Source organism: Formosa haliotis (assembly GCF_001685485.1).
GTDB lineage: Bacteria > Bacteroidota > Bacteroidia > Flavobacteriales > Flavobacteriaceae > Formosa > Formosa haliotis.
On sequence record NZ_BDEL01000001.1, the window covers coordinates 3,661,721 to 3,687,017 of the forward strand.

A 25,297-nucleotide genomic window follows, 5' to 3' on the forward strand; every position below is an offset into this window, starting at 1 on the left:
TTTCGAAGGAAGTATAATAGATTTTTTTAAAGGTCTTCTTTTTGGCGCAGGTTTTATCATGCTTGTCGTAGGTAGAATTGGGAAGAGGAAATTACAATAATGCAAACAGTTAAGTATTTGTGCTTTATTTATTATTTAAAAGAAATCTGTATGAAACCTGTATCATTAGTATTGCTAATTGCTTTTTTGATGTCTTGCCAACAAACCAAAAAAGAAAATTTAAAAACGGAAACCGTAAATGTTTTAGAAACTGAAGAAAATTTTGATTGGTTGTTGGGAGAATGGGAACGTTTGGACGAAGAGCCGGGCATGCAAACATTCGAAAAATGGACAAAAGTATCAGCTTCAGAATATTTGGGGATTGGATTTACCATGCAGAATGGGGACACGCTTAGACAAGAAAATATAAGGTTAGTGAATAAAAATAGCGATTGGAATTTGCTTGTAAAAGCTCCTGAAGAAGCAGAATTTACAAGCTTTAATTTGATAAATCATTCCGATAGAGAATTTACTTTTCAGAATACCCAAATAGACTTTCCAAACAAAATTAGGTATTGGAGGAAAGCAGATACGTTAAAAGCATCAGTTTCAAACGCGGAACTAGAAATTCCATTCAACTTTATAAAATCCCATTAAAAACCTTACTTTTATTAGCTTTAAAACTTGTAGAACATAGGTTTCAATAAACTATGAGTTAAATTGTAATTATGAAAAAGGTAACCCAATATAAGATATTTACGTTCGTTATTTTTATTATCCTCTTTTTTTTGATTTGGGCATTTTTTAATCATTTTTTTGAAAGTTTAAACGAGGCCTTTAGAGCTATTCTTACCGGAGGAATTACGGCACTTTTAGCCCCTCGTGTTCAGAATGTTAAAACAGCAACTGGTGAAGAACATCAGCTACGATGGATTTTTCTAAAAAAGCCAATTACTATTTAACTTTAAGATTCTCGACAAACGTCTAGTATTCTATATATAATTTCTTAAAAGAAATGAAAGCGCATTCATGGATAAAAAAATAGGATTAAGAGAAGCGATATCTATAGGCATTGGAGGTATGGTAGGTGGTGGTATTTTTGCCGTGCTTGGCCTGGCTGTTTCCTTGGCAAAAGGCGCTACACCTTTAGCTTTTTTGTTTGCCGGTCTTATCGCATTATTAACAGCGTATTCTTATGCTAAATTGTCTAAGAAATTTCCAGAGAATGGTGGCACCGTAAAATTTATTCATCAACAATTTGGGAATGGAATTTTTGCTGGTGGCCTAAATAATTTATTGTGGGTGAGTTATATTGTTATGCTTGCTTTATACGCGTCTGCCTTCGGGTCTTACGGTGCAGAACTCATAACTATTACCGGCGATAAAAATATCGACACTAGAATATTTCAAACGGCCATTATTGTTGTTGCTCTCTTAGTAAATTATCTTAGTGTAAAAGCAGTGGGCGAAATAGAATCGGTTTCTGTAATTATAAAATTACTCATTTTATTAGCTTTTATAGGAGTTGGTTTTTACGGGTTCTCTATAAACCCAAAGCATTTAGGACAGCTTGCTCCAACAGATTGGGAAAATCCATTTTTAATTCTAGCCGGAGGGATGGTGATTTTTGTGGCTTATGAAGGCTTTGAATTAATTGCGAACTCTATTTCCGATTTACGGGATCGTGAGAAGAATACCGAAAAAGCATATTTTGGTGCCGTAGGATTTGTAGTCGTACTTTATGTTTTAATTGCTATCATTACCGTGGGATCTTTATCGTTTACAGATATTGCTGGAGCCGAAGATTATGTGTTGGCTAAAGCTGCCGAACCTACATTAGGAAAAATAGGATTTAAAATTATTACAGTTACTGCACTAATCTCTACGTTTTCGGCTATTAACGCCACATTATTAGGAAGCGGTCGAGTAAACTACGATATTGCTGAAGACGATGAACTACCAGAATATTTTTGTCATAAATTTTGGGGCAAACCTTCGGGACTGTTAATCACCGCTATTTTTTCTATAACCCTAGTTAATCTATTTAATTTGCAAAGCATATCTACTGCTGGGAGCGCTGGTTTTTTGTTGATTTTTGGTATCGTAAATTATATTGGATATGAGAAATACCAGGAATTAAAGTCGAAAAGATGGATTCATCTATTGGCAAGCGTGTTGTGTATTCTTGCTTTTTTTACTTTATTAATTCAGCAATATTCAGAAAATACAACAGGTGTTCTGGCTGCGATGGGTATTATTATATTGTGTTTCCTTTTTGAATGGTTTTATAAAAGGCACGAAGCTAATACATAGTTGGTTTAATTCAATCTAATAGAAAAGGTTACATACTTAATCTGCTATCTACAATTTCCCAACAGGTTTGTTCTAAATCGCTATTAATTAAAATTTGACAAGATAATCGAATAGGCGAGTGCTCTGGATTGGGATATTGATTCAATAATTTTTGTTCATCAAGACTTAAAGGAGCTTCTATGATGTGCCCTTTTACTTGTCTAACTATACATGTGCCACACCAAGCTCTACCTTTGCAATCACCGATGGTTTCATAAAGTTCGTTAACAATTAACGCCATTAAAGATTCGTAACTATTTGGTTTAGTTTCAATGTAGTGTGTTTCCCCAATACTATCAATCAAGGTAAAAGTTATCGACTTCATTTAGAATTATGTAAATGTTTTACCTTATAAATGTAAAGAAGATTTATTACTACTGTGTTGTTTGTCAATTCTAATTTATAAAATAGATTGGTTGCATGTTGCGATATATAATTTAAGAAATAAATGTAGGATTCGTAATCTGAAAAAACCATGTTTTAAAACGGGTCTTGTGTCTTGTTTATAAGTCTGAGTTCCAAAATATTGACTAAGGGTTGTTTTGTTATATTGAAAATTTAAGCCTTAATTACAGGTGGTTTTTTAGATAATTCGTAATAAATACGACTTCAAATTTATAAATTTATTTTGCCATGTTCTATTTTAGATTTATTTTTAAAAAAATATTAAAAAAAATTAAAATGAATAAAGTATTACTATCATTTGTTATTGTATTAATTAGTACGGTAACTTATGGACAATTTCAAATTTCGGCGAGTACAGGTTATGCCATTGGAAGTGCCGGAATGAAAACAGGAACAGAAATAAATTCTACTGAAACCAAAAACGCTTATGGTAGTTATGGTGAAGGTGCCAATTTTCAATTAAGAGGGACTTATTTCTTTAACGAAACATTCGGACTTGATTTAGGATTTGGTTATTTACACGGTGCAGACCAAACAATTTCTATGGTCGATTTACCTAACGAACAAGTTGATGCTATTGCAAGAGCTAGAGCTTATGGAGCATCTTTGGCTGTAGTATATAAATTTACTAATAATGTTTACGGACGTTTTGGGGCTTTAATAAAAGTAGCAGGTAAAACAGAAGCTGTTGTTAGCAGTAGTTCTGTGTTTTCTTCAGAGGAAGCGAATGCTTTGGGATTACCAGAAGGATCATATTCAGACACAAATTATGTAGAAGATTTTCACGGACACTTTCCACTTGGTTTTGTGGGAGCATTGGGGTATAGATTTGACTTAAACTCTAATTTTAGCTTATTTGTAGAAGCTGAATATTATGGTATTAGTTTAAAAAGGAAAGATTCTGAAATTACAGAGTTTAACACAGATATCGTATTACCAAATGGTGATGTTGCTGTTAAAGGATTCTACAGTTTAGATAATTTACCTGCAGGTTATGTGTTAAAAACTACCTATGTAGATGAATTATCTCATGAAGATAGTTTAGACCCATCTAAGAAACTTGCTGAAAAAGTACCATACTCTTCTTTCGGATTAAACTTTGGTGTTACTTATAAGTTTACAAATTCATCAAAATCTAAATAAATTGTAGTTTAAAAAGAAGGTTGTTAAAGCGAGTTTTACTTGTTGAAAGACCAGAAAAATAAATACAGTTTTAGAAATAATAAAAAGACCACAATTAGTGGTCTTTTTTCATTTCAAATCGAGTCTCATAATGTTCAACCGTTGGAAATGGATCGTAATAAGGATGCAAAAGTGCTTTCCAAGAATTATAGTTATCTGAAGTTCTAAAACCTATAGTGTGATCTTCCAAGGTTTCCCATTCTACTAATAAAATATATTTATTAGGCTGCTCTATACATATGTTTAATTTATGATTTAAATAACCCGGAGTTAAAGCGATATATGCACTCGCTTTTTTAAAATCTGTTTCAAAGGTGTCTTCCATGCCTTTTTTTACTTCAAGAATTGCAACTTCTAAAATCATAAGTTTATATCTGTTACTGATTAGTAGAATAAAATTACAGGTTTTAATTTATAAGGACGGCTAATAATTAAGTAAAACACTTGATTTTTTATGTTTTTTTGTGACCTGTATCCTTAGTTTTTTCCCTAGAGGTGAAGGTTTTAAGGGCTTTTAAAAAATATTTTATTTTTTTGATTGCTAGATTTAAATTACTTTTTATATTTGCAGCCCGAATGCTAAAAGAGAGGAGGTTAAGGACTATGTTAATAATACCAATTAAAGAAGGAGAGAATATAGATAGAGCGCTAAAGCGTTACAAAAGAAAGTTTGATAGAACTGGAACTAAGCGTCAATTACAATCACGTAAGCAGTTTTTAAAGCCTTCTGTAGCTAACAGAGCTCAAAAGCAAAAAGCACAATATATTCAAAGACTAAGAGATTTAGAAAACATTTAATCTTAGTTGTTTTGACACATATTAAAAAATCCTGCATGTAGCAGGATTTTTTTGTTTTATAGCGTATGATATTTTGGTTTCGAAGTAAGACTGTTTTTATACATATTGCAATTTACTGTTGTAAAGCAAATTATTTTTAAAAGAGATTATGGTGCTGCTTGAGTAAGGATTATGCTGTCGAAATAGTTTCCAGCTTGTAAACCTATAAATAAAACTCTTTCGGTATCGGTTGGGTTTGCTGTCATTGTAATTTGAAGTTCGGTAGCATTTTTTCTTTCAATCATAAATTCAGAAGATTCTAAAATAAACTGTTTGTCTGCAGTGTTTACATCTTGTCGATCTAATTCAGCGTTTCCGTTAAGCATAACTTCATTAATCCACCACCATTCACCTTTAGTTGTAATAACTATCGAATCGCGATCTGCAGAAAAAGGAACTTTCTTTTGCGAGAGTTTTATATTATCATCCCAATCCCCGTCTGGACGATCCTTTTCTGAACAGGAAAAAAATGTTATCAGGAATAGAAAAATGCTTAAGGATTTTATGAGTTGTAATTTTTTCATGGTGTAGGTTTATTTTACTTCTCATTAACGCTCATAATTTGAAGTAGGTGAGAAAAAACCTAGGTTTCAAGTAGAGGTTACAATGATGTGTTAAAGATATTAGTTTCAGATAAATAATAAACTACTAATAGTTAAAAAGCTATAACTATTGTCTTCCATCTTTTAAACTTATTATATTAGCAACAATACAGCCGCGATTATTATGTTAATAGCTCCCTTTTTAGATTATTTGTTACTAGAGAAGCATTATTCTGCTTTAACCGTAAATGCTTATAAAAAGGATTTGGGCGATTTTGCCGATTTTATTGCTGCAGAATATCAAACAGAAACATTGCAAGATGTACATTATTCGCAAATTAGAAGTTGGATTGTTTGTTTAGTAGAAAGTGGTTTAAGTAACCGAAGTATAAATAGAAAGGTATCGGCTTTAAATTCGTATTACAAGTTTTTATTAAAAACAGGAGATATCGAAGTTAATCCGCTTGCAAAGCATAAAGCTTTAAAAGTTAAAAAGAATATTCAGATTCCTTTTTCGGAAAAAGAAATGAAAACCGTTTTAGATGATTTTCCTCATGAAGATGATTTTGAAGGGTTAAGAAATCGACTGATAATAGAATTGTTCTATTCTACCGGAATTCGGCGTATAGAGTTGGTACAGCTACAATTAGAAGATTTTAATTTGTCTGGTAAAACTTTAAAAGTTTTAGGGAAACGTAATAAGGAACGATTGGTGCCTTTGTTACCATCTGTATCAGAGCTTGTTAGGTTGTATGTAAACAAACGAGATACCTTAACATTTATAAAAGACAAGGAGTATATGTTTTTAACCCAAAAAGGCGTTAAAATTTATGAAACACTTGTTTACAGAATAATAAATAACTATTTTAGTTTGGCATCTTCAAAAGTAAAAAAGAGCCCGCATATATTACGGCATTCTTTTGCAACTCATTTGCTAAATCAAGGTGCCGATTTAAATGCCGTAAAAGAACTTCTGGGCCATGCAAGTTTAGCATCAACACAAGTTTATACGCACAATAGTATATCAGAATTAAAAAAGGTGTATTTAAATACACATCCAAGAAATAAGAAATAGTACGAAACCACCTATTGTTTAATTATAAATTTTAGAAGTATGAAAGTAAACATGCAATCAGTGAATTTTAATGCAGACCAAAAATTGATAGATTTTGTTCAAAAGCGTATGGATAAGTTAGATCAGTTTTATGATAAGGTAATAAGTGCCGATGTTTATTTAAAATTAGATAACACGAGCGACAAAGAGAATAAAATCTTTGAAGCTAGAGTAAGTGTACCGGGAGATAGTTTTGTTGTTAAGAAACAATGTAAGACTTTTGAAGAAGGAGCAGATTGTGCCGCTTCGTCGTTAGAAAGACAACTTAAAAAGCGAAAAGAAAAGTTAAAATCATATTTATGATAAAAATATTTGAAAAAATGTTTTGAATAAAAGAATAAATATATACATTTGCAGTCCGTTAGAAATAGCGGACTTTTTTTGTGATGAAAAAAGTTTAAAAAGCCGATGTAGCTCAGCTGGCTAGAGCAGCTGATTTGTAATCAGCAGGTCGTGGGTTCGAGTCCCTCTATCGGCTCATTAAATTCTTGCAAAGCAAGGGTCTTAAAACAGGAAAGTAATTGCTGGTTTAAGTAAGTTCTTTTAAAGAGTGAATAATTTATAATTGGGGAGATACTCAAGCGGCCAACGAGGGCAGACTGTAAATCTGCTGACTACGTCTTCGCAGGTTCGAATCCTGCTCTCCCCACATTATTTTTACAATGTAATACATAGTAAAGGTTGTGGTAATTATAAATACAGGAATTTAAAATAATGCGAGAGTAGCTCAGTTGGTAGAGCGTCAGCCTTCCAAGCTGAATGTCGCCGGTTCGAACCCGGTCTCTCGCTCAATTTTAAGCCGGTGTAGCTCAGGGGTAGAGCGTTTCCTTGGTAAGGAAGAGGTCACGGGTTCAATTCCCGTCATTGGCTCATTTTTAAAGTATATAGAGTAAATTGAACACTAATATAAATAAGATTAAAATAAAATAAACATGGCAAAGGCAACTTTCGATCGTTCAAAACCACACTTAAACATAGGTACTATTGGACACGTAGATCACGGTAAAACAACTTTAACTGCTGCTATTACTAAAGTATTAGCTGATGCAGGTTATTCAGAAGCAAAATCTTTTGATCAAATTGATAATGCTCCAGAAGAAAAAGAAAGAGGTATCACAATTAATACTTCTCACGTAGAATATCAAACAGCTAACCGTCACTATGCTCACGTTGACTGTCCAGGTCACGCGGATTACGTAAAGAACATGGTAACTGGTGCTGCACAAATGGATGGTGCGATCTTAGTAGTTGCTGCTACTGATGGTCCAATGCCACAAACTCGTGAACACATCTTATTAGGACGTCAAGTTGGTATTCCTCGTATCGTTGTTTTCTTAAACAAAGTAGATATGGTGGATGATGAAGAGCTTTTAGAGTTGGTTGACATGGAAGTTAGAGACTTATTATCTTTCTATGAGTACGATGGAGATAACGGACCTGTTGTATCTGGTTCTGCTTTAGGTGCACTTAATGGTGAGCAAAAGTGGGTTGACACTGTGTTAGAATTAATGGAAGCATGTGACAACTGGATCGAAGAGCCTGTACGTGATATGGATAAGCCTTTCTTAATGCCTATCGAAGATGTATTCTCTATTACTGGTCGTGGAACTGTAGCTACAGGTCGTATCGAAACTGGTGTTGCTAAAACAGGAGATCCTGTAGAAATTATTGGTATGGGAGCTGAAAAGTTAACATCTACTATTACAGGTATCGAAATGTTCCGTCAAATCTTAGATAGAGGTGAAGCTGGAGATAACGCAGGTATCTTATTAAGAGGTATTGATAAGGAGCAAATTAAAAGAGGAATGGTAATTGTTAAGCCAGGATCTGTAACTCCACACGCTAAATTTAAAGCTGAGGTTTATATCCTTAAGAAAGAAGAAGGTGGACGTCACACTCCATTCCACAATAACTACCGTCCACAATTCTACGTACGTACAACAGATGTAACTGGAACTATCCAATTACCTGACGGAGTAGAGATGGTTATGCCAGGAGATAACTTAACTATTACTGTTGAGTTACTTAACACTATTGCAATGAATGTAGGTTTACGTTTCGCAATTAGAGAAGGTGGTAGAACTGTTGGTGCAGGTCAAGTAACTGAAATTTTAGACTAATTAAAGTTTAATAATATAAGGTTGAGGTATTTCAATTTTGAAATACCTTGACTTTTATACGGGCGTAGCTCAGTTGGTAGAGCACTGGTCTCCAAAACCAGGTGTCGGGAGTTCGAGTCTCTCCGCCCGTGCTAATAAAGTTTTGAAAAAATAATGGCTGGATTTGTAAATTACGTAAAAGAATCATTCGGAGAGTTAAAGCATAATGTAACTTGGCCAACTATGGCAGAAGGACAAAGCTTAACTATTTTGGTTGCTGTGTTTTCTACACTGTTCTCTTTAGCTATATGGGGAGTAGATACAGTATTCAGCAAAGTCATATCATTTTACTTTCATTTGATAAACTAAACAATAAAAAGAAGTTTTTATGTCTGAAGGAAATGCTAAAAAGTGGTATGTTGTTAGAGCTGTAAGTGGTCAAGAAAATAAAATTAAAGCATATATAGAGAATGAAATTTCTCGTTTAGGCTTAGATGATTATGTAGACCAAGTACTTGTTCCTACAGAAAAAGTTATTCAAATCCGTAACGGAAAGAAAATAAGCAAAGAAAAAGTTTATTTCCCAGGTTACATCATGGTTCAAGCTAATTTAACTGGAGAGGTACCTCACATTATTAGATCGGTTACTAACGTAATTGGTTTTTTAGGTGAAACAAAAGGTGGAGATCCAGTGCCATTAAGACAATCTGAAGTAAACAGAATGTTAGGTAAGGTAGACGAGTTAACTGTAGATACAGAAACCAATGTTGCTATTCCTTATACAATTGGCGAAACTGTAAAAGTTATTGATGGTCCATTTAATGGATTCGATGGTACTATTGAAAAGATAAACGAAGAAAAGCGTAAGCTAGAAGTAATGGTAAAGATTTTTGGAAGAAAAACACCATTAGAGTTAAGCTATATGCAGGTTGAAAAAGTATAAATAGTGTTACAACGATACCGATGTGTCATACTGCTTCCAACTGTAGAAGCACATCAAAATTAAATTATTAAAAATGGCAAAAGAATTAGGTAAAGTAGTTAAGTTACAAGTTCGGGGAGGTGCAGCGAATCCGTCGCCACCGGTTGGACCCGCTTTAGGAGCTGCAGGTGTTAACATCATGGAGTTCTGTAAGCAATTCAATGCTAGAACGCAAGACAAAGCTGGTAAAGTATTACCAGTTGTGATCTCTGTTTACAAAGATAAATCATTTGATTTTGTAATCAAGACACCACCAGCGGCAGTTCAGTTATTAGAAGCAGCCAAGGTGAAGAAAGGTTCAGGTGAACCAAACCGAAAAAAAGTAGCTAAAGTTTCTTGGGATCAGATTAAAACTATTGCTGAAGACAAAATGCAAGATTTAAATGCATTTACTATCGAATCGGCAATGAAAATGATCGCAGGTACCGCAAGGTCTATGGGAATTACCGTAACCGGAAACGCGCCAAATTAATCTAGAAAAAGACATTTAAAATGGCAAGATTAGCAAAAAAGCAAAAAGAAGCTTTAGCAAAAATAGAAAAAGGAAAACTTTATTCTATTAATGAAGCATCTTCATTAGTAAAAGACATTACAAATGCAAAATTTGATGCGTCTGTAGATATCGCTGTTCGTTTAGGAGTAGATCCTAGAAAAGCAAACCAAATGGTTAGAGGTGTAGTATCTCTTCCTCATGGTACAGGTAAAGACGTAAAAGTTTTAGCATTAGTAACTCCAGACAAAGAAGCAGAAGCTAAAGAAGCTGGAGCAGATTATGTAGGTTTAGATGAATTTCTTGATAAAATCAAGAGCGGATGGACAGACGTAGATGTAATTATCACTATGCCAAGTGTAATGGGTAAATTAGGACCATTAGGACGTATTTTAGGTCCTCGTGGATTAATGCCTAACCCAAAAACTGGTACTGTAACTATGGACGTTGCAAAAGCAGTAACTGAAGTGAAAGCTGGTAAAATTGACTTTAAAGTTGATAAAACTGGTATCGTTCACGCTGCTATTGGAAAAGTATCTTTTAGTGCAGAGCAAATAGCTGGTAACGCAAACGAATTATTACAAACTTTAATGAAATTAAAGCCAACTGCGGCAAAAGGAACTTACGTTAAGAGTATCTTCTTATCTAGTACTATGAGTCCTAGTATAGCTGTTGAGTCTAAAATTGGTTAATTAGTTAAAACTTTTATTATGACAAGAGAAGAAAAATCACAAGTAATTGAAGAACTAACTGCACAATTAGCCGATAACGCAAATATCTACGTAGCAGATATTTCTGGGTTAAACGCAGCGAAAACTTCGGAATTACGTCACGCTTGCTTTAAAGCTAACATTAAATTAGCTGTAGTAAAAAATACATTACTTGAAAAAGCAATGGAAGCTTCAGATAGAGACTTTGGTGACTTACCTAGTATTTTAAAAGGTAACACTTCAGTTATGTATTCTGAAACAGGAAACGCTCCTGCAAAAGTAATTAAAGCCTTCAGAAAGAAAGCAGAAAAACCTTTATTAAAGGGAGCTTTTATTGAAGAAACTGTTTACTTAGGAGACGACCAATTAGATGCCTTAGTAGATATCAAATCTCGTGAAGAGTTAATAGGAGATATCATAGGATTATTACAATCGCCTGCTAAGAACGTTATTTCTGCACTTCAATCAAGTGGAGGGAAACTTTCAGGTATCTTAAAAACTTTATCTCAAAAAGAGGGATAAACAAAACAGTACGCACTATTACACAATTATATTACAATTAAAAATTTATTAAAACGATAGAAAATGGCAGATTTAAAAGATTTCGCAGAACAATTAGTTAACTTAACAGTAAAAGAAGTTAATGAATTAGCAACTATATTAAAAGATGAGTACGGTATCGAACCTGCTGCTGCTGCTGTAGCTGTAGCTGCTGGACCTGCTGCTGGTGAAGCTGCAGAAGAGCAAACAGAATTCGACGTAATTCTTAAAGCTGCTGGTGGTTCTAAATTAGCTGTTGTTAAATTAGTTAAAGAATTAACTGGTTTAGGATTAAAAGAAGCTAAAGAATTAGTTGATGGTGCTCCAAGCGCTATTAAAGAAGCTGTATCTAAAGACGAAGCAGAAGCTTTAAAAACATCTTTAGAAGAGGCGGGAGCTGAGGTTGAGCTTAAGTAAGCTTATCAACCAAACAATACAAAGGTTTAGGTCTGGAGTGCTACTCTAAGACCTAAACCTATTTTGCGTATATATTAGTAAGATACGCTGTCAATTTTATTTTTAATCAAAATTTCGTCCATTGATGTTAGTAACACAAGCTGAAAGATTAAATTTCTCGTCTATTATCAATAGAACAGATTATCCAGATTTCTTGGATATTCAGATTAAATCCTTCCAGGATTTTTTCCAACTAGAAACAAAATCTGAAGAAAGAGGTAATGAAGGTTTATATAACACCTTCATGGAAAACTTCCCAATAACAGACACACGTAATCAATTTGTTTTAGAATTTTTAGATTACTTCATTGATCCACCAAGATACGCCTTAGAAGAATGTATCGAGAGAGGACTTACTTATAGCGTTCCGCTTAAAGCAAGGTTAAAACTGTACTGTACAGACCCTGAACATGAGGATTTCGAGACTATTGTTCAAGATGTGTACTTAGGTACAATTCCTTACATGACTCCTTCTGGCACCTTTTGTATCAATGGTGCAGAGCGTGTAGTCGTTTCTCAATTACACCGTTCTCCGGGGGTTTTCTTTGGTCAATCATTCCACGCTAATGGGACCAAATTATACTCTGCTAGAGTTATTCCATTTAAAGGATCTTGGATTGAATTTGCTACAGACATTAACAGTGTTATGTATGCATATATCGATCGTAAGAAAAAGTTACCTGTAACTACCCTGTTTAGAGCCATTGGTTTTGAACGTGATAAAGATATTCTAGAAATTTTTGATCTTGCCGAAGAAGTTAAAGTTTCAAAATCTGGACTTAAAAAATACTTAGGGCGTAAATTAGCTGCTCGTGTACTTAACACTTGGCACGAAGATTTTGTTGATGAAGATACTGGAGAAGTTGTTTCTATAGAGCGTAACGAAATTGTATTAGATCGTGATACAGTTTTAGATAAAGATAATATTGAAGAAATTCTTGAAGCTAATGTAAAGACTGTCCTTTTACATAAAGAAAGTGCGCAACAAGGAGATTATGCTATTATTCATAACACGCTTCAAAAAGATCCAACAAACTCTGAAAAAGAAGCTGTTGAGCATATCTATCGTCAATTACGTAATGCCGAACCGCCAGATGAAGAAACGGCTAGAGGTATTATAGACAAATTATTCTTCTCAGACCAACGTTACTCTTTAGGAGAAGTTGGACGTTATAGAATGAACAAAAAATTAGGTCTTGATATTGGAATGGATAAGCAAGTGCTTACCAAAGAAGATATCATTACCATCATAAAATATTTAATCGAGCTTATCAACTCTAAAGCAGAGATTGATGATATTGACCACTTATCTAACCGTCGTGTACGTACAGTAGGTGAACAATTATCTCAACAATTTGGTGTTGGTTTAGCCCGTATGGCACGTACTATTCGTGAGCGTATGAACGTTCGTGATAACGAAGTATTTACTCCAATCGATTTAATTAATGCTAAGACTTTATCGTCTGTAATTAATTCATTCTTTGGTACGAACCAGTTATCTCAATTTATGGATCAAACCAATCCACTTGCAGAAATTACGCACAAGCGTCGTTTATCTGCTCTTGGGCCAGGAGGTTTATCTAGAGAAAGAGCAGGGTTCGAGGTACGTGACGTTCACTACACACACTACGGTCGTCTTTGTCCGATTGAAACTCCAGAAGGACCAAACATTGGTTTAATTTCTTCACTTTCTGTATATGCAAAAGTGAATTCAATGGGATTCATCGAAACACCGTATAGAGCCGTAACAGATGGTGTAGTAGATATTCAAAATCCTCCAGTATATTTAAGTGCAGAAGAGGAAGAAGAAAAATTAATTGCACAAGCAACAGTAACAATCGATGAAAATGCTAAGATTGTTCATGATAAGGTAATTGCTAGAATGGAGGGTGATTTCCCTGTTATAGAACCTACAGCATTACATTATACAGATGTTGCACCAAATCAAATTTCGTCAATATCGGCTTCATTAATTCCGTTCTTAGAACATGATGATGCGAACCGTGCCTTGATGGGATCTAACATGATGCGTCAAGCTGTACCATTATTACGTGCTCAAGCACCTATTGTTGGAACAGGTTTAGAGCGTCAAGTAGCTACAGACTCTCGAGTATTGATTAATGCAGAAGGAAGCGGAGTTGTAGAATATGTAGATGCAAACGAAATTACAATTAAATACGACCGTACAGTCGATGAGGCTGCAGTAAGTTTTGATAGCGATATTAAAACCTATCCGTTAGTTAAGTTTAGAAAAACTAACCAAGGAACCTCAATCAACTTAAAACCTATTGTTCGTAAAGGTGATAGAGTTCAAAAAGGTCAAGTACTTTGTCAAGGTTATGCAACCGAAAACGGTGAATTAGCATTGGGTAGAAACATGAAAGTAGCCTTTATGCCTTGGAAAGGGTATAACTTTGAGGATGCCATCGTGATTTCTGAAAAAGTAGTTCGTGAAGATATCTTTACATCTATCCATATCGATGAGTACTCTTTAGAAGTTAGAGATACTAAATTAGGTAACGAAGAGTTAACTAATGATATTCCTAACGTTTCTGAAGAAGCGACTAAAGATTTAGATGAAAATGGTATGATTCGCGTAGGTGCGGAAGTTAAGCCTGGTGATATCCTTATTGGAAAAATTACACCAAAAGGTGAAAGCGATCCTACTCCAGAAGAAAAATTATTACGTGCTATTTTTGGTGATAAAGCAGGAGATGTAAAAGATGCATCTTTAAAAGCTTCTCCATCCTTAAATGGTGTAGTAATCGATAAAAAATTATTTGCTCGTGCGGTTAAAGATAAGCGTAAGAGAGCTAAGGATAAAGAAGATATTTTACAATTAGAAGGTATTTACTCTTCAAAATTTGAAGAATTAAAGAATGTTTTAATTGATAAATTATTCACTTTAGTTGGCGGTAAAACAGCTCAAGGTATCTTTAACGATTTAGGTGAAGAAGTATTACCAAAAGGTAAGAAATACACGCTTAAAATGTTAAACGCTGTAGAAGACTATACCCACTTAACATCTGGTGTATGGACTACAGACGATCATACTAATAAACTTGTTGCCGATTTAATTCACAACTACAAGATTAAAGAAAACGACTTACAAGGGTCTTTAAGACGTGAGAAGTTTACGATTTCTGTAGGAGATGAATTACCAGCAGGAATTATTAAATTAGCTAAAGTTTATATCGCTAAAAAACGTAAACTAAAAGTAGGAGATAAAATGGCAGGACGTCACGGTAACAAAGGTATTGTTGCTCGTATCGTGCGTCAAGAAGATATGCCATTCTTAGAAGACGGAACACCTGTAGATATAGTATTAAATCCATTAGGGGTACCATCTCGTATGAACATTGGACAAATTTATGAAACTGTTCTTGGTTGGGCAGGTCAAAACTTAGGACGTACGTATGCGACTCCTATTTTTGATGGTGCAACTATCGATCAAATCAACGAATTAACAGACGAAGCTGGAATTCCACGATACGGTCATACCTATCTTTATGATGGTGGAACAGGAGATCGTTTTGACCAACCTGCAACTGTTGGAGTTATCTATATGTTAAAATTAGGACATATGGTAGACGACAAAATGCACGCACGTTCTATCGGGCCATACTCTTTAATTACACAACAACCATTAGGTGGTAAAGCACAATTTGGAGGTCAGCGTTTTGGAGAGATGGAAGTTTGGGCACTTGAGGCATATGGTGCTTCTGCAACCTTAAGAGAAATATTGACAGTGAAATCTGATGATGTTATTGGTAGAGCTAAAACTTACGAAGCAATCGTAAAAGGAGAGCAAATGCCAGAACCTGGATTACCAGAATCATTCAACGTACTTATGCACGAATTGAAAGGTTTAGGACTAGACATTAGATTAGAGGAATAATATATTGTTCGTCAGGTTTATTATAAACCTGACGAACTAAGTTTACAAATAATTCGATATCACCATATATTATGGCAAGAAAACAAGATAAGAATACAGTAAAGAGGTTTAACAAAATCTCAATTGGTTTAGCATCACCAGAGTCTATATTAGCAGAGTCTAAAGGGGAAGTGCTTAAGCCAGAAACTATCAATTATCGAACTCATAAACCAGAACGAGATGGTTTATTCTGTGAGCGTATTTTTGGTCCTGTAAAAGACTACGAATGTGCCTGTGGAAAATATAAGCGTATTCGCTACAAAGGTATTGTATGTGACCGTTGTGGTGTTGAAGTAACAGAAAAGAAAGTACGTCGTGATCGTGTAGGACACATTAATCTTGTTGTTCCTGTAGCACACATTTGGTATTTCCGTTCTTTACCAAACAAAATAGGGTATTTATTAGGTTTACCTTCTAAGAAATTAGATATGATTATTTACTACGAACGCTATGTAGTAATTCAGCCAGGTAATGCTAAAAATGCCGAAGGAGAACCATTACAAAAAATGGATTTCCTAACAGAAGAAGAGTATTTAAATATTTTAGAAACGCTTCCTCAAGACAATCAATATTTAGAAGACACAGACCCAAATAAATTCCTTGCGAAAATGGGTGCTGAGTGTTTAATAGAGCTTTTAGCACGTATCGATTTAGATGCTTTATCTTATCAATTACGTCATAAAGCAAATACAGAAACATCTAAGCAACGTAAAACAGAAGCTTTAAAACGTTTACAGGTTGTTGAAGCTTTACGTGAATCTAACGAGAACAGAGAGAATCGTCCAGAATGGATGATTATGAAAGTGGTTCCTGTAATTCCACCAGAATTACGTCCGTTAGTGCCATTAGATGGAGGTCGTTTTGCGACTTCAGATTTAAATGATTTATACCGTCGTGTAATTATTCGTAACAACCGTTTAAAGCGTCTTGTTGAGATTAAAGCACCAGAAGTTATTTTACGTAACGAAAAACGTATGTTACAGGAATCTGTAGACTCGTTATTCGATAACACACGTAAAGCATCTGCGGTTAAAACAGATTCTAACAGGCCTTTAAAATCCTTATCAGATTCATTAAAAGGTAAGCAAGGACGTTTCCGTCAAAACTTATTAGGTAAGCGTGTTGATTATTCTGCACGTTCTGTAATTGTTGTAGGACCAGAATTGAAATTATTCGAATGTGGTTTACCTAAAAATATGGCTGCAGAGCTTTACAAACCTTTCGTAATTAGAAAATTAATTGAAAGAGGTATTGTAAAAACGGTTAAGTCTGCTAAAAAGATTATAGACAAAAAAGAACCAGTGGTTTGGGATATCTTGGAAAATGTGCTTAAAGGACATCCAGTATTGCTAAACCGTGCGCCTACATTACACCGTTTAGGTATTCAAGCATTCCAACCAAAATTAATTGAAGGAAAAGCGATTCAATTACACCCATTAGTATGTACGGCATTTAACGCCGATTTCGATGGTGACCAGATGGCGGTGCATTTACCACTAGGGCCAGAAGCTATTCTTGAAGCGCAAATGTTAATGTTAGCGTCTCACAATATCTTAAACCCAGCAAACGGTTCTCCTGTAACGGTACCTTCTCAAGATATGGTACTTGGTCTTTATTATATGACCAAGCTACGTACATCTACTCCAGAAGTGCCAATTAAAGGAGAAGGTTTAACATTCTACTCTCCAGAAGAAGTTGTTATTGCTTTCAACGAGAAGCGTGTAGACCTTAACGCAGGTATTAAAGTTAGAACTTACGATTTTAACGATGCAGGCGAAATTGTATTACAAATTATAGAAACTACTGTAGGTCGTGTTTTATTTAACGATAAAGTACCTCATGCAGCTGGATATATCAACCAAGTTTTAACTAAAAAATCGTTAAGAGATATTATTGGTAATATCTTAAGAGTTACTTCTGTTCCAGAAACAGCTGCTTTCCTTGACGAAATTAAAACTTTAGGTTACAAATTTGCATTCCAAGGTGGACTATCATTTAGTTTAGGTGATATTATTATCCCACCAGAAAAGCAAGGTATGATCGATAAAGCTAACGGCTTAGTTGAAGGTATTACGGGTAACTATAACATGGGACTTATTACTAACAACGAACGTTATAACCAAGTAATTGATATTTGGACATCGACAAACGCGGAATTAACCGAGTTGTCTATGAAGCGTATTCGTGAAGACCAACAAGGGTTTAACTCGGTATTTATGATGCTTGATTCTGGAGCACGTGGATCTAAAGAACAGATTCGTCAGCTTACAGGTATGCGTGGATTAATGGCGAAACCTAAAAAATCGAATGCAGGAGGAGGAGAAATTATTGAAAACCCAATTCTTTCTAACTTTAAAGAAGGTCTTTCAATTTTAGAATACTTTATCTCTACTCACGGTGCTCGTAAAGGTCTTGCCGATACGGCTCTTAAAACTGCCGATGCGGGTTACTTAACACGTCGTCTGGTAGATGTATCTCAAGATGTTATTATTAATAGCGAAGATTGTGGTACTTTAAGAGGTGTAGAAGTTACGCCATTAAAGAAAAACGATGAAGTTGTAGAATCTTTAGGAGAACGCGTAATTGGACGTGTATCGTTATACGATGTTACAAATCCATTAACGGATGAGTTATTAGTGTCTGCAGGCGAACTTATTACTGAAGATATCGCCGATACCATAAACCAATCACCTTTAGATACTGTAGAAGTACGTTCTGCATTAACTTGTGAAGCGAAAAAAGGTATTTGTGCTAAATGTTACGGACGTAACCTTGCAACCAATAAAATGGTTCAATTAGGTGAAGCTGTTGGTGTTGTTGCTGCACAATCTATTGGAGAACCTGGTACACAGTTAACACTTCGTACGTTCCACGTTGGAGGTATTGCAGGTAACATTTCTGAAGATAATAAGCTAATCGTTAAATTTGACGGTATTGCAGAAATCGAAGATCTTAAAACGGTTAAAGGTGAAGATAACGAAGGAAACCCAATTGATATTGTAATTTCTCGTACATCTGAATTAAAACTTATAGATAAGAAAACAGGAATCACGTTAAGTACAAATAACATTCCTTACGGTTGTACAATTAATATTGAAAACGGCCAGGAGTTAAGTAAAGGTGATGTAGTTTGTTCATGGGATCCATATAACGGTGTAATTATATCAGAATTTGCTGGTAAAGTGCGTTATGAAAACATTGAGCAAGGTGTAACTTACCAAGTTGAAATTGACGAGCAAACTGGTTTCCAAGAAAAAGTAATTTCTGAATCTAGAAGCAAAAAATTAATTCCAACATTACATGTCGATGACGCTCAAGGAAACGTAATCCGTTCTTATAACCTACCAGTTGGAGCGCATTTAATGATTGATGATGGTGAAAAGATTATTGTTGGTAAAATTTTAGTTAAAATTCCACGTAAATCTGCAAAAGCAGGGGATATTACTGGAGGTTTACCTCGTGTAACAGAATTATTCGAAGCACGTAACCCGTCTAACCCAGCTGTAGTAAGTCAAGTTGATGGTGTTGTTTCTTTCGGAAAAATTAAGCGTGGTAACCGTGAAATTATCGTAGAATCTAAATTAGGAGACATTAAGAAATACCTAGTTAAATTATCAAATCAGATTCTTGTACAAGAAAATGATTTCGTTAAAGCAGGTATGCCACTTTCTGATGGTTCTATTACACCAAACGATATTTTAAATATTAAAGGCCCTTCAGCTGTACAACAATACTTAGTGAACGAAGTTCAAGAAGTATACCGTTTACAAGGGGTGAAAATTAACGACAAGCATTTTGAAGTTGTTGTAAGACAAATGATGCGTAAAGTTCAAATAAAGGATTCTGGAGATACGATTTTCTTAGAAGATCAATTAGCTCATAAAGCTGACTTTATTGAAGAAAACGATAAAATATTTGGCTTAAAAGTAGTTGAAAATGCAGGTGATTCTACAAACCTTAAAGAAGGACAATTAATAACACCGTTCACTTTAAGAGATGAGAACTCATTATTACGTCGTGAAGATAAAGAGCTTGTAACAGCAAGAGATGCTCAGCCAGCAACGGCTACGCCAATCTTACAAGGTATTACAAGAGCGTCATTACAAACTAAATCGTTTATCTCTGCTGCTTCTTTCCAAGAAACAACAAAAGTTCTTAACGAAGCTGCCGTAGCAGGTAAAGTAGATAGTCTTGAAGGTCTTAAAGAAAATGTAATTGTAGGACACAAAATTCCAGCTGGTACTGGTATGCGTAAGTACGATCATATTATCGTAGGATCTAAAGAAGAGTTCGACGAAATGATGCAAGCTAAAAGACAAGAAGTGAATTATAACTAAATGAAACTAAAATTTTGCAAGCCGAAGGGACGCAAAAGGGAAGTTGAATTTATGCTGAGCTTAGTCTAAGCATTTTATAACATAAAAGCCTTCATGTATATTTTATACTTGAAGGCTTTTTTAATTAAAACAGATTACTAATTAGGTCTTCCGCTATCGTGGAACTCCAAAACAAATAAAATTCTATGGCAAACGAAAAAGACAACCCAAAACAAGGCCAAATTAATATTGAATTAGATGAAAAAATTGCCGAAGGTACCTACTCAAACTTGGCCATTATTAATCATTCGGTATCAGAATTTGTAGTAGACTTTGTTAGTATTATGCCTGGAACACCTAAAAGTAAGGTGAAATCTAGAATTATATTAACACCACAGCATGCAAAACGCCTGCTTAAAGCTCTGGCCGATAATGTAAACAGATTTGAAAATGCCCATGGTGAAATTAAAGATTACGAGCAACCACCAATACCATTAAATTTTGGTCCTACTGGTGAAGCATAACCTATGCTTTTAAAATTTATATAGGTATAAGGTTGCTCGACATGTTTTTCTCAGCAACCACCAATACCATTAAATTTTGGTCCGACTGGTGAAGCATAACGTATGCTTTTAAAATTTATATAGGGAAAAGGTTGCTCGACATGTTTTTCTCAGCAACCACCAATTCCATTAAATTTTGGGCCAACCGGAAAAATATAAAAAAGCCCTTTGACATTGTCAAAGGGCTTTTTTATGCGATTATATGATGATCTAAATCACCTCATTCTGAACTTGTTTCAGAATCTCATTACATTGATAACAAATTGAGTATCCTCAATCAAGTTCAGGTTGACGACAATTTAACTTTTCAGAAATTCTCTTTTTATATAATGTTGAGTGATGTTGTTTTATTGGTTTTAACCTTTTAACGCTGTACGTGTTTCAAAACCTCACAACTATGCTAACCTATTTTCTTAAATTTCTCTACAAGTTAAAAATATCCGCATTAATCAAACTCCGAAGTTAAATGGAATTTAATATTCGGGAATTTTTGTTCCGTCATTTGTAAAGAGAATTGAGAATCTGCTAAAAACACCAATTGGTTTCTTTTGTCTTTGGCTAGAAAACGTTGTTTCACACGTAAAAATTCTTTAAACTCTTCACTCTTTTTATCTTTTGGCTCAACCCAACAAGCTTTATAAACATTTAAGTTTTCGTAAGTACATTTTGCACCATATTCATGCTCTAAACGATATTGAATTACCTCGTATTGTAGGGCTCCCACGGTACCAATAACTTTTCTTCCATTAAGTTCTAAAGTGAATAGCTGGGCTACTCCTTCGTCCATTAATTGGTCTATACCCTTATAAAGTTGTTTAGATTTTAATGGGTCGGCATTATTAATATATCTAAAATGCTCTGGCGAAAAGCTTGGTATACCTTTATAGTGAATAAGTTCTCCTTCGGTAAAGGTATCTCCAATTTTAAAACTTCCGGTATCTTGTAATCCTACAATATCTCCAGGGTAAGAAATATCGACAATTTCTTTCTTTTCAGCAAAAAAGGCATTCGGACTAGAGAACTTTACTTTCTTATTAGTTCTAACATGCAAGTAAGGTGCATTACGTTTAAACTCACCAGATACTATTTTAACAAAGGCTAAACGGTTTCTATGATTAGGGTCCATGTTAGCATGAATCTTAAAAATAAAGCCTGTAAATTTATTTTCATCTGGTAGTACTAAACGTTCTTCACTTTGTTTTGGTCTAGGTTTAGGAGCAATTTCTACAAAACAGTCTAATAATTCACGAACTCCAAAATTATTTAAAGCCGACCCGAAAAATACAGGTTGCACATGGCCTTCTAAATAGGCTGCTTTGTCAAATTCAGGATAAATGCCTTCAACTAATTCTATTTCCTCACGTAGTGTATTTGCAGATTTTTCACCTACTAATTTATCTAATTCTGGCGATGATAGGTCTGATATCTCAATAGTTTCTTCAATATCTTTTCTACTATCCCCGCTAAATAAATTTACATTCTTTTCCCAAATGTTGTAAATCCCTTTAAACTCGTAACCCATTCCAATTGGGAAACTTAACGGTACAACTTTTAATCCTAATTTTTGTTCAACTTCATCTAATAAATCAAAAGCATCTTTACCCTCACGATCCATTTTGTTTATAAAAACAATCATAGGTATGTTTCGCATACGGCAAACTTCAACTAATTTCTCAGTTTGTTCCTCAACCCCTTTTGCAACATCAATAACTACAATAACACTATCTACAGCAGTTAGTGTACGGTAAGTATCTTCAGCAAAATCCTTGTGTCCTGGGGTGTCTAAGATGTTAATTTTTATGCCATCGTATTCAAAAGCTAAAACAGATGTCGCTACAGAAATTCCACGCTGACGTTCAATTTCCATAAAGTCACTTGTAGCTCCTTTTTTTATTTTATTACTTTTTACAGCTCCGGCTTCTTGAATAGCACCACCAAAAAGAAGTAATTTTTCGGTTAGTGTTGTTTTACCAGCATCGGGATGCGATATAATTCCGAAGGTACGACGTCTGTTTATTTCACTTTTAAAACTCATAATATTTGTTGAAAATAGGACGCAAAGATACTATTATTAGTACGAAATGCTATAAATGAAGTCGAGCCTTTTTATTTTTATCTCTACATTAACGTATTTTATAATTTTACTTGGTATTTTTACATTATGATAGAAGAAAACGTAATATTAGTTAACGAAAATGATGAGCCAATTGGGCTTATGCCAAAATTAGAAGCACACGAAAAAGGGGTTTTACATCGCGCTTTCTCGGTATTTGTGTTTAATGAAAAAAATGAGTTAATGCTGCAACAACGCGCATTAGATAAATATCATACGCCTGGATTATGGACCAATACCTGTTGTAGCCATCAACGCGATGGGGAGTCAAATATCGTTGCTGGTAGACGCCGTTTACAAGAAGAAATGGGATTTGTAACGGCCTTAGAAGAAACCACGTCGTTTGTATATAAATCACCTTTCGAAAATGGTTTAACCGAACATGAATATGACCATGTTTTAATAGGGTATTACGATGGCGAACCTAATATAAACCCAGAAGAGGTTGCCGATTGGAAATGGATGTCTTTAAATGATATTAAAGCAGATATTAAATTGCACCCAGAGTTATACACGTCTTGGTTTAAAATTATTTTCGATAAGTTTTACGAATTTATAAATGTCTCTAAATAAATGATAGCTAAAGTAAGTAGGCAAGGGTATTTTAATGCCGCGCACAGATTATATAGAAAAGATTGGAGCGACGAAAAAAATCAATTAATATTTGGGCGTTGCAACAATGCCAACTATCACGGCCATAATTATGAGGTTATAGTTAGTGTAACGGGAGAAATAGACCAAGAAACAGGTTTTGTAATTGATTTAAAAATTTTAAAACAGTTAATAAAAGACGAAGTAGAAGAAGCTTTCGATCATAAAAACTTAAATTTAGATGTTGCCGAATTTAAAGATCTTAATCCTACTGCCGAAAATATAGCCGTTATTATTTACAATAAATTGAAACCAAAAATAGGAAAGCATTTAGAGTTAGAAATAACACTTTATGAAACCCCTAGAAATTTTGTAACCTACTCAGGAAAATAGCAACCACATGAAAAATTTAATTTACCCATTAAAGTTTGAACCGATTTTAAAAGAAAAAATCTGGGGAGGAGAAAAGCTCAATACACTTTTAAATAAAAAAAGTACTTTACCTAATATAGGTGAAAGTTGGGAAGTAAGCGATGTAGATGGCGAACCTTCGGTAGTTGCCAATGGTAGTTTAAAAGGAAAAACCTTAAAGGAGCTTTTATTAGAATATAAAGAAGATTTTATTGGTGTTCAAAATCACAGGATTTTTGGCGAAAAGTTTCCTTTACTTATAAAATATATCGATGCTAAGGAAGATTTATCTATACAATTGCATCCAAATGACGAACTTGCCGGTAAACGCCATAACTCTTTTGGGAAAACCGAAATGTGGTATGTTATGCAAGCCGATGAAGACTCTAAGTTAATTATAGGGTTTAAAGAAAATATGAGTCCAGGTATTTATTTAGAACATCTAGAAAATAAAACCCTACCAGAAATATTAAATACAGAACGTGTTAAACCTGGCGATGCTTTTTTTATAGAAGTAGGGAGAGTGCATGCTATTGGTGCAGGAGTTATGTTGGCAGAAATTCAACAGACTTCAGATATTACCTACCGTGTTTATGATTGGGAACGTGTAGATGCCGAAGGAAATGAGCGCGAATTGCATACCGAATTAGCTTTAGATGCGATAGATTTTGAAATGACGGGCGATTTTAAAATGCCTTACGAAAAAATACAAAATGAATCTAGCGAAATGATTAGTTGTCCGTATTTTACAACTAATTTCTTAGAGGTTACAGATACGGTAACCAAAGAAAATTATCACGATTCGTTTATAATATATATGTGTGTTGAAGGGGAAGCAGAAATTACTACCAATGGAAACTCAGAAACGATAAAAACAGGAGAAACCATTTTGCTTCCAGCCGCCGCAAAATCCTACGAAATTACAGCAAAACAAGCCAAACTTTTAGAAGTTTATGTATAAAAAAAATCCCGGGTGTAACACTCGGGAATTTTATTTAACAAGCAGTTTTAGACTCCTTATAATAGGCTTCATCTAGGGTGAATCCAAATAGCGCACTACAAATAGTTTCATGATGATTTGTAATTGGCTTAGGTTTAGTAACAATAATGTTTACTAAATAACCATGATCAGCTTTTTTAATTAATTGGGCCTGAATGGTTAATTCATCATTTAGAAATGCGTTTTTATGCATTTTAAATTTAAAGTCAGCAAGATCGTTGACATCTTGTAAATAAAATTCTTTTATTGGGTAAGTAGCAACCGTTTTTATTTTGCTATAAAGTATATGTGGTAATAAAAATCCGTTAGCGTTGCTTACATTTTTTGTTACAGTAAAAGGTACGTTGGTGTTTATATGTGTATTCATGATGTTATTTTTTTATGGATATATTAAAGCGGGTCTCAATTTGTAATTATGATAAGTACAATACATGACGTTTGTACGAATGGAAAAAGGTTTAAGCTTCTGATTGTCCTGTTTAATTGAATTTACATTTTTCATAATATTAAAATTTAAAATTAGTAATGGGTTAAAAATAAAAAAGGTGCTTTAAAAAAAGCACCTTTAGAGTTTATCGTTATATTATATAATAGTTAACTTGATTCAAGATGCACAGATAGTTTACGCTTAAGCATACAAATGACATTAGTGTTCCACTGTTGTGAAATACTATGGTT

General features: G+C 34.3%; 25 protein-coding genes and 5 tRNA genes. 25 read left to right on the forward strand and 5 right to left on the reverse strand.

The genetic code is table 11. The annotated features are described in order from the left end of the window. Positions 1-150: 150 nt before the first annotated feature. The 3 genes from A9D35_RS15425 to A9D35_RS15435 all read left to right on the forward strand — a co-directional run bounded on the left by A9D35_RS15425 (position 151) and on the right by A9D35_RS15435 (position 2,292). Complete coding sequence (locus tag A9D35_RS15425) at positions 151-636, forward strand: DUF6265 family protein (RefSeq protein WP_235817911.1); 486 nt, start codon at positions 151-153, stop codon at positions 634-636. Positions 637-707: 71 nt separating this feature from the next. Next, positions 708-941 (forward strand): hypothetical protein, encoded by a 234-nt coding sequence (locus tag A9D35_RS15430; protein ID WP_066224645.1) that lies wholly within the window; start codon positions 708-710, stop codon positions 939-941. A gap of 67 nt (positions 942-1,008) precedes the next feature. Further along, positions 1,009-2,292, forward strand: a complete 1,284-nt coding sequence (locus tag A9D35_RS15435) for an APC family permease (RefSeq protein ID WP_066224648.1) — start codon at positions 1,009-1,011, stop codon at positions 2,290-2,292. Between the two features lie 28 nt (positions 2,293-2,320). On the opposite strand, the gene A9D35_RS15440 is transcribed toward A9D35_RS15435, so the two are convergent. Next, complete coding sequence (locus A9D35_RS15440; RefSeq protein ID WP_066224651.1) at positions 2,321-2,656, reverse strand: 2Fe-2S iron-sulfur cluster-binding protein; 336 nt, start codon at positions 2,654-2,656, stop codon at positions 2,321-2,323. Between the two features lie 356 nt (positions 2,657-3,012). Here A9D35_RS15440 and A9D35_RS15445 point away from each other — a divergent pair, with 356 nt between their 5' ends. Next, positions 3,013-3,879, forward strand: coding sequence for an outer membrane beta-barrel protein (locus A9D35_RS15445; protein ID WP_066226178.1), 867 nt, complete (start codon positions 3,013-3,015; stop codon positions 3,877-3,879). A 94-nt stretch (positions 3,880-3,973) separates the two neighbouring features. Here A9D35_RS15445 and A9D35_RS15450 read toward each other — a convergent pair whose 3' ends face one another. Next, on the reverse strand, positions 3,974-4,282 hold the full coding sequence (locus A9D35_RS15450) for an antibiotic biosynthesis monooxygenase family protein (RefSeq protein ID WP_066224654.1): 309 nt from the start codon (positions 4,280-4,282) through the stop codon (positions 3,974-3,976). A gap of 239 nt (positions 4,283-4,521) precedes the next feature. On the opposite strand from A9D35_RS15450, the gene rpsU reads away from it, so the two are divergent. Next, positions 4,522-4,716 (forward strand): 30S ribosomal protein S21, encoded by a 195-nt coding sequence (rpsU, locus tag A9D35_RS15455; RefSeq protein ID WP_066224656.1) that lies wholly within the window; start codon positions 4,522-4,524, stop codon positions 4,714-4,716. 146 nt (positions 4,717-4,862) lie between these two features. Here the strand turns inward: rpsU and A9D35_RS15460 are convergent, their stop codons facing one another. Next, the gene (locus A9D35_RS15460; RefSeq protein ID WP_066224658.1) at positions 4,863-5,279 is read right to left on the reverse strand and encodes a hypothetical protein; all 417 of its coding nucleotides are present in this window, start codon (positions 5,277-5,279) and stop codon (positions 4,863-4,865) included. Between the two features lie 202 nt (positions 5,280-5,481). Between A9D35_RS15460 and A9D35_RS15465 the strand changes: the two genes are divergently transcribed. The 17 genes from A9D35_RS15465 to A9D35_RS15545 all read left to right on the forward strand — a co-directional run bounded on the left by A9D35_RS15465 (position 5,482) and on the right by A9D35_RS15545 (position 20,465). After that, positions 5,482-6,372 (forward strand): tyrosine-type recombinase/integrase, encoded by an 891-nt coding sequence (locus A9D35_RS15465; RefSeq protein ID WP_066224661.1) that lies wholly within the window; start codon positions 5,482-5,484, stop codon positions 6,370-6,372. A gap of 39 nt (positions 6,373-6,411) precedes the next feature. Continuing rightward, positions 6,412-6,714, forward strand: a complete 303-nt coding sequence (gene hpf, locus A9D35_RS15470; protein WP_066224664.1) for a ribosome hibernation-promoting factor, HPF/YfiA family — start codon at positions 6,412-6,414, stop codon at positions 6,712-6,714. Between the two features lie 101 nt (positions 6,715-6,815). Continuing rightward, positions 6,816-6,889 (forward strand) — tRNA-Thr (locus A9D35_RS15475). Between the two features lie 89 nt (positions 6,890-6,978). Beyond that, positions 6,979-7,060 (forward strand) — tRNA-Tyr (locus A9D35_RS15480). Between the two features lie 67 nt (positions 7,061-7,127). Continuing rightward, positions 7,128-7,200, forward strand: a tRNA-Gly gene (locus A9D35_RS15485). A 9-nt stretch (positions 7,201-7,209) separates the two neighbouring features. Beyond that, a tRNA-Thr gene (locus tag A9D35_RS15490) sits at positions 7,210-7,281 on the forward strand. 62 nt (positions 7,282-7,343) lie between these two features. After that, entirely contained in the window at positions 7,344-8,531 is a 1,188-nt protein-coding gene (tuf, locus tag A9D35_RS15495) for an elongation factor Tu (protein WP_066224667.1), read from the forward strand. A gap of 58 nt (positions 8,532-8,589) precedes the next feature. Then, a tRNA-Trp gene (locus A9D35_RS15500) sits at positions 8,590-8,662 on the forward strand. Between the two features lie 22 nt (positions 8,663-8,684). Continuing rightward, the gene (secE, locus tag A9D35_RS15505) at positions 8,685-8,879 is read left to right on the forward strand and encodes a preprotein translocase subunit SecE (RefSeq protein ID WP_066224669.1); all 195 of its coding nucleotides are present in this window, start codon (positions 8,685-8,687) and stop codon (positions 8,877-8,879) included. 19 nt (positions 8,880-8,898) lie between these two features. Continuing rightward, on the forward strand, positions 8,899-9,453 hold the full coding sequence (gene nusG / locus A9D35_RS15510; protein ID WP_066224672.1) for a transcription termination/antitermination protein NusG: 555 nt from the start codon (positions 8,899-8,901) through the stop codon (positions 9,451-9,453). 73 nt (positions 9,454-9,526) lie between these two features. After that, positions 9,527-9,964: a 50S ribosomal protein L11 gene (rplK, locus tag A9D35_RS15515; protein WP_066224675.1), complete on the forward strand. Its 438-nt coding sequence runs from the start codon at positions 9,527-9,529 to the stop codon at positions 9,962-9,964. Positions 9,965-9,984: 20 nt separating this feature from the next. After that, on the forward strand, positions 9,985-10,674 hold the full coding sequence (rplA, locus tag A9D35_RS15520) for a 50S ribosomal protein L1 (protein ID WP_066224680.1): 690 nt from the start codon (positions 9,985-9,987) through the stop codon (positions 10,672-10,674). Between the two features lie 18 nt (positions 10,675-10,692). Continuing rightward, on the forward strand, positions 10,693-11,214 hold the full coding sequence (gene rplJ / locus A9D35_RS15525) for a 50S ribosomal protein L10 (protein ID WP_066224683.1): 522 nt from the start codon (positions 10,693-10,695) through the stop codon (positions 11,212-11,214). A gap of 63 nt (positions 11,215-11,277) precedes the next feature. Next, positions 11,278-11,649 (forward strand): 50S ribosomal protein L7/L12, encoded by a 372-nt coding sequence (gene rplL, locus A9D35_RS15530; RefSeq protein ID WP_066224686.1) that lies wholly within the window; start codon positions 11,278-11,280, stop codon positions 11,647-11,649. A 124-nt stretch (positions 11,650-11,773) separates the two neighbouring features. Then, the gene (gene rpoB / locus A9D35_RS15535; protein WP_066224688.1) at positions 11,774-15,586 is read left to right on the forward strand and encodes a DNA-directed RNA polymerase subunit beta; all 3,813 of its coding nucleotides are present in this window, start codon (positions 11,774-11,776) and stop codon (positions 15,584-15,586) included. 71 nt (positions 15,587-15,657) lie between these two features. Next, positions 15,658-19,962 carry a DNA-directed RNA polymerase subunit beta' gene (gene rpoC / locus A9D35_RS15540; RefSeq protein WP_066224693.1) on the forward strand — a complete coding sequence of 1,435 codons (4,305 nt, stop codon included), beginning with the start codon at positions 15,658-15,660 and terminating at the stop codon, positions 19,960-19,962. A 185-nt stretch (positions 19,963-20,147) separates the two neighbouring features. Further along, positions 20,148-20,465, forward strand: coding sequence for a DUF3467 domain-containing protein (locus tag A9D35_RS15545; RefSeq protein WP_066224696.1), 318 nt, complete (start codon positions 20,148-20,150; stop codon positions 20,463-20,465). 484 nt (positions 20,466-20,949) lie between these two features. On the opposite strand, the gene A9D35_RS15550 is transcribed toward A9D35_RS15545, so the two are convergent. Beyond that, positions 20,950-22,539 carry a peptide chain release factor 3 gene (locus A9D35_RS15550; protein ID WP_066224699.1) on the reverse strand — a complete coding sequence of 530 codons (1,590 nt, stop codon included), beginning with the start codon at positions 22,537-22,539 and terminating at the stop codon, positions 20,950-20,952. A gap of 126 nt (positions 22,540-22,665) precedes the next feature. On the opposite strand from A9D35_RS15550, the gene idi reads away from it, so the two are divergent. The 3 genes from idi to A9D35_RS15565 are packed head-to-tail and all read left to right on the forward strand — an operon-like array spanning position 22,666 to position 24,580. Beyond that, positions 22,666-23,190, forward strand: a complete 525-nt coding sequence (gene idi, locus A9D35_RS15555) for an isopentenyl-diphosphate Delta-isomerase (RefSeq protein ID WP_066224703.1) — start codon at positions 22,666-22,668, stop codon at positions 23,188-23,190. Next, positions 23,191-23,601: a 6-pyruvoyl trahydropterin synthase family protein gene (locus A9D35_RS15560; protein WP_066224706.1), complete on the forward strand. Its 411-nt coding sequence runs from the start codon at positions 23,191-23,193 to the stop codon at positions 23,599-23,601. 7 nt (positions 23,602-23,608) lie between these two features. Next, positions 23,609-24,580 carry a type I phosphomannose isomerase catalytic subunit gene (locus tag A9D35_RS15565; protein ID WP_066224711.1) on the forward strand — a complete coding sequence of 324 codons (972 nt, stop codon included), beginning with the start codon at positions 23,609-23,611 and terminating at the stop codon, positions 24,578-24,580. A gap of 34 nt (positions 24,581-24,614) precedes the next feature. Here the strand turns inward: A9D35_RS15565 and A9D35_RS15570 are convergent, their stop codons facing one another. Continuing rightward, complete coding sequence (locus A9D35_RS15570) at positions 24,615-24,986, reverse strand: hypothetical protein (protein WP_066224713.1); 372 nt, start codon at positions 24,984-24,986, stop codon at positions 24,615-24,617. Positions 24,987-25,297: the final 311 nt, after the last annotated feature.

Excerpts from the sequence above, each read along its gene's own strand:
- A9D35_RS15560 (WP_066224706.1), top strand. The coding sequence starts at position 23,191 with ATGATAGCTAAAGTAAGTAGGCAAGGGTATTTTAATGCCGCGCACAGA.
- A9D35_RS15445 (WP_066226178.1), top strand. The coding sequence starts at position 3,013 with ATGAATAAAGTATTACTATCATTTGTTATTGTATTAATTAGTACGGTA.
- A9D35_RS15550 (WP_066224699.1), bottom strand. The coding sequence starts at position 22,539 with ATGAGTTTTAAAAGTGAAATAAACAGACGTCGTACCTTCGGAATTATA.
- rpsU (WP_066224656.1), top strand. The coding sequence starts at position 4,522 with ATGTTAATAATACCAATTAAAGAAGGAGAGAATATAGATAGAGCGCTA.
- rplA (WP_066224680.1), top strand. The coding sequence starts at position 9,985 with ATGGCAAGATTAGCAAAAAAGCAAAAAGAAGCTTTAGCAAAAATAGAA.
- A9D35_RS15570 (WP_066224713.1), bottom strand. The coding sequence starts at position 24,986 with ATGAATACACATATAAACACCAACGTACCTTTTACTGTAACAAAAAAT.
- rplJ (WP_066224683.1), top strand. The coding sequence starts at position 10,693 with ATGACAAGAGAAGAAAAATCACAAGTAATTGAAGAACTAACTGCACAA.
- A9D35_RS15565 (WP_066224711.1), top strand. The coding sequence starts at position 23,609 with ATGAAAAATTTAATTTACCCATTAAAGTTTGAACCGATTTTAAAAGAA.
- A9D35_RS15465 (WP_066224661.1), top strand. The coding sequence starts at position 5,482 with ATGTTAATAGCTCCCTTTTTAGATTATTTGTTACTAGAGAAGCATTAT.
- rpoC (WP_066224693.1), top strand. The coding sequence starts at position 15,658 with ATGGCAAGAAAACAAGATAAGAATACAGTAAAGAGGTTTAACAAAATC.
- nusG (WP_066224672.1), top strand. The coding sequence starts at position 8,899 with ATGTCTGAAGGAAATGCTAAAAAGTGGTATGTTGTTAGAGCTGTAAGT.
- A9D35_RS15440 (WP_066224651.1), bottom strand. The coding sequence starts at position 2,656 with ATGAAGTCGATAACTTTTACCTTGATTGATAGTATTGGGGAAACACAC.
- rplL (WP_066224686.1), top strand. The coding sequence starts at position 11,278 with ATGGCAGATTTAAAAGATTTCGCAGAACAATTAGTTAACTTAACAGTA.
- A9D35_RS15435 (WP_066224648.1), top strand. The coding sequence starts at position 1,009 with ATGGATAAAAAAATAGGATTAAGAGAAGCGATATCTATAGGCATTGGA.
- A9D35_RS15430 (WP_066224645.1), top strand. The coding sequence starts at position 708 with ATGAAAAAGGTAACCCAATATAAGATATTTACGTTCGTTATTTTTATT.
- idi (WP_066224703.1), top strand. The coding sequence starts at position 22,666 with ATGATAGAAGAAAACGTAATATTAGTTAACGAAAATGATGAGCCAATT.
- A9D35_RS15545 (WP_066224696.1), top strand. The coding sequence starts at position 20,148 with ATGGCAAACGAAAAAGACAACCCAAAACAAGGCCAAATTAATATTGAA.
- rplK (WP_066224675.1), top strand. The coding sequence starts at position 9,527 with ATGGCAAAAGAATTAGGTAAAGTAGTTAAGTTACAAGTTCGGGGAGGT.
- A9D35_RS15450 (WP_066224654.1), bottom strand. The coding sequence starts at position 4,282 with ATGATTTTAGAAGTTGCAATTCTTGAAGTAAAAAAAGGCATGGAAGAC.
- tuf (WP_066224667.1), top strand. The coding sequence starts at position 7,344 with ATGGCAAAGGCAACTTTCGATCGTTCAAAACCACACTTAAACATAGGT.
- hpf (WP_066224664.1), top strand. The coding sequence starts at position 6,412 with ATGAAAGTAAACATGCAATCAGTGAATTTTAATGCAGACCAAAAATTG.
- A9D35_RS15425 (WP_235817911.1), top strand. The coding sequence starts at position 151 with ATGAAACCTGTATCATTAGTATTGCTAATTGCTTTTTTGATGTCTTGC.
- rpoB (WP_066224688.1), top strand. The coding sequence starts at position 11,774 with ATGTTAGTAACACAAGCTGAAAGATTAAATTTCTCGTCTATTATCAAT.
- secE (WP_066224669.1), top strand. The coding sequence starts at position 8,685 with ATGGCTGGATTTGTAAATTACGTAAAAGAATCATTCGGAGAGTTAAAG.
- A9D35_RS15460 (WP_066224658.1), bottom strand. The coding sequence starts at position 5,279 with ATGAAAAAATTACAACTCATAAAATCCTTAAGCATTTTTCTATTCCTG.